Origin of the sequence: Azospirillum palustre, from assembly GCF_002573965.1 — a bacterium.
GTDB lineage: Bacteria > Pseudomonadota > Alphaproteobacteria > Azospirillales > Azospirillaceae > Azospirillum > Azospirillum palustre.
In genome coordinates, this window is record NZ_PDKW01000028.1 from 1 (window position 1) to 2,687 (window position 2,687).

The window sequence follows — 2,687 nt, forward strand, 5'->3', positions numbered from 1 at the left end:
GTCGCCCAGGATCACCAGGTCGCTGCCGGCACCGCCGATCATGGTGTCGATGCCGCGGGTGATGACGGTGTTGCCCGTCGCACCCAGGGTAACAACATCCGAACCGGCGCCGCCGATCAGGAACTCGACGCCCGAGGCCGTCATCGTCACGCCGGCCGAACCGGTGAGGACGATGTCGGTGTTGGCACCGCCGGTCAGGCTGTCGATGCCGCTGACCGTGACCGTGTTCGGCGTATCGCCCAACGTGATCGTGTCGATGCCGGTGCCGCCGGTCAGCGTCTCGATGCCGCGCAGCAGGACGGTCGAACCGCCGTTGCCGAAGCTGACCACGTCCGTGGCGGCACCGCCGACGATGATCTCGATCCCGCTCTCGGCCCGCATGGTGACGCCGGTGTCGCCCAGGATCACCAGATCGCTGCCGGCACCACCAGACAGGGTGTCGATGCCGCGGACGGTGGCGGTCGCCCCGCCCGCCCCCAGGGTGACGACGTCCGAACCGGCGCCGCCGATCAGGAACTCGACGCCCGAGACCGTCATCGTCACGCCGGCCGGGCCGATGAAGACGACGTCGGTGCCGGCACCGCCGGTCAGGCTGTCGATGCCGGTGACGGTGACCGTGTTCGGCGTGTCGCCGAGCGTGACGACGTCGGTGCCGACACCGCCGATCAGCGTCTCGACACCGCGGGTCAGCAGGGTGCCACCCGACGCGCCGATGGTCAGCACATCGGTGCCGGCACCGCCGACCAGAATCTCGACGCCCGAACCCAGCGTCATCGTGTTGCCGGTGTCGCCCAGGAACACAAGGTCGGTGCCGGTGCCGCCGATCAGCGTCTCGATGCCGCGGATGGTGGTGGTGTTGCCCGCCGACCCCAGGGTCAGCACGTCGGTGCCGGAGTTGCCGATCACGAAGTCCGCGCCCGAGACGGTCAGGGCCGCTCCCGCCGAACCGGTGAAGATGACCTCCCGGCCCGTGCCGCCGATCAGCGTCTCGATACCGAACACCAGCAGCGTGCCGCCGGCGGTGCCGATGGTCACGATGTCGGTGCCGCTCCCGCCGACCAATGTCTCGACACCCGTGACCACCAGCGTGTTGCCGGCCGTGCCGAGGGCGATGAGGTCACTGCCGAGGCCGCCGACGATCGTCTCGAAAAGCGAAACCGTCGAGCTGCTGCCGGTATCGCCGAGCGTCAGCACGTCGATACCGCCGTTGCCGATCAGGGTCTCGATGCCGCGCAGCAGGATGGTGTTGCCCGCCGAACCCAGCGTCACGACATCCGTGCCGACGCCGCCGATCAGGGTGTCGATGCCCGACGCCGAGATCGTCGATCCGCCCGAACCGAGGAAGATGAGTTCGGATGCCGTGCCGCCCAACAGGGTTTCAAGGGCATTGACCACCAGGGTCACCCCCAGGGTGCCGACCGCGACCACGTCGCTGCCTGCCCCACCGGTCAGCGTTTCGAGGAGCGACACCGTCAGCGTGTTGCCGCTCGAACCCAATGCGACGATGTCCAGCCCGGTCCCGCCGGTCAGCGTCTCGACCGCACCCACCAGCATGGTGGAGCCGGTGTCGCCGATGGTGACGGCATCGCTGCCCGCCCCGCCGGTCAGCGTTTCGATCGCGCGCAGCAGCAGCGTGTTGCCGCCTGAGCCCAGCGCGATGACATCCCGACCGCTGCCGCCGACAAGGATATCGAGCGCCGATGCCAGCAGGGTGCTGCCGACACCGCCCAGGAAGACCAAATCCAGACCGTCGCCGCCGATGATGGTTTCGAGCGCGGTCGCCTGTAGCGTGATGCCGCCCGACCCGATGGTGAGAGCATCGGTCGCCGCACCGCCGGTGATGGTTTCGATGGCCGACACCGTCAGCGTCATGCCGCCGGTGCCGAGCGTCACCACGTCCAGACCGGCCCCACCCCGCAACGTCTCAAGCTGGGCCACCACCAAGCTGCTGCCGCCGGACCCCAGCGTCACCACGTCAAGGCCGGCCCCGCCCAGCAGCGTCTCGATACCCAGCACAACCAGCGTGTTGCCGGTCGACCCGAGGGTGATGAGGTCATTGCCGGTGCCGCCGAGGATGGTCTCGAACAGCGATACGGTCGCCGTGTTGCCGGTGTCGCCCAGCAACAGCAGATCGGTGCCGGCACTGCCGGTCAGCGTCTCGATGCCGCGCAGCAGCACGGTGTTGCCGCCGTCGCCCAGCGTCACCGCGTCGTTGCCTGTCCCGCCGACCAGGATCTCCAAGCCCGACACCAGCAGGGTGTTGCCGGCCGAGCCGAGATAGACCACGTCCGTACCGCTCGATCCGGTCAGCGTCTCCAGCCCGGAGACCAGCAGCGTGTTGCCGCTGGTGCCCGACAACCGGTTCATGTCCGCCGCACTGTCGAAGCCGGCGGTGGCGAGCGTCACGATGTCAAGCCCGGCCCCGCCGGTCAGCGTCTCCAGCTGCGACACCAGCAGCGTGTTGCCGCCGGTGCCAAGCCCGATCACGTCCAGCGCAAAGCCGCCGACCAGCGTCTCAAGGTTCGACGCCAGCATGGTCGAGCCACGGTTGCCGATGGTGATGGCGTCCAGCCCGGCACCGCCGGTCAGCGTCTCCAGCATGCGCAGCAGCGTGGTGTTGCCGCCGTCGCTCAACGTGACGATGTCGGAACCGGAGTTGCCGACGAGGATCTCCAGCCCGGCGATCA

The 2,687-nt window shown here is 68.9% G+C and carries 1 protein-coding gene; it reads right to left on the reverse strand.

Annotated elements, in window-relative coordinates; translation table 11 throughout:
* Positions 1-2,687 (reverse strand): beta strand repeat-containing protein (locus tag CRT60_RS36010; RefSeq protein WP_161957925.1); only part of this gene is annotated, 2,687 nt, incomplete at both ends.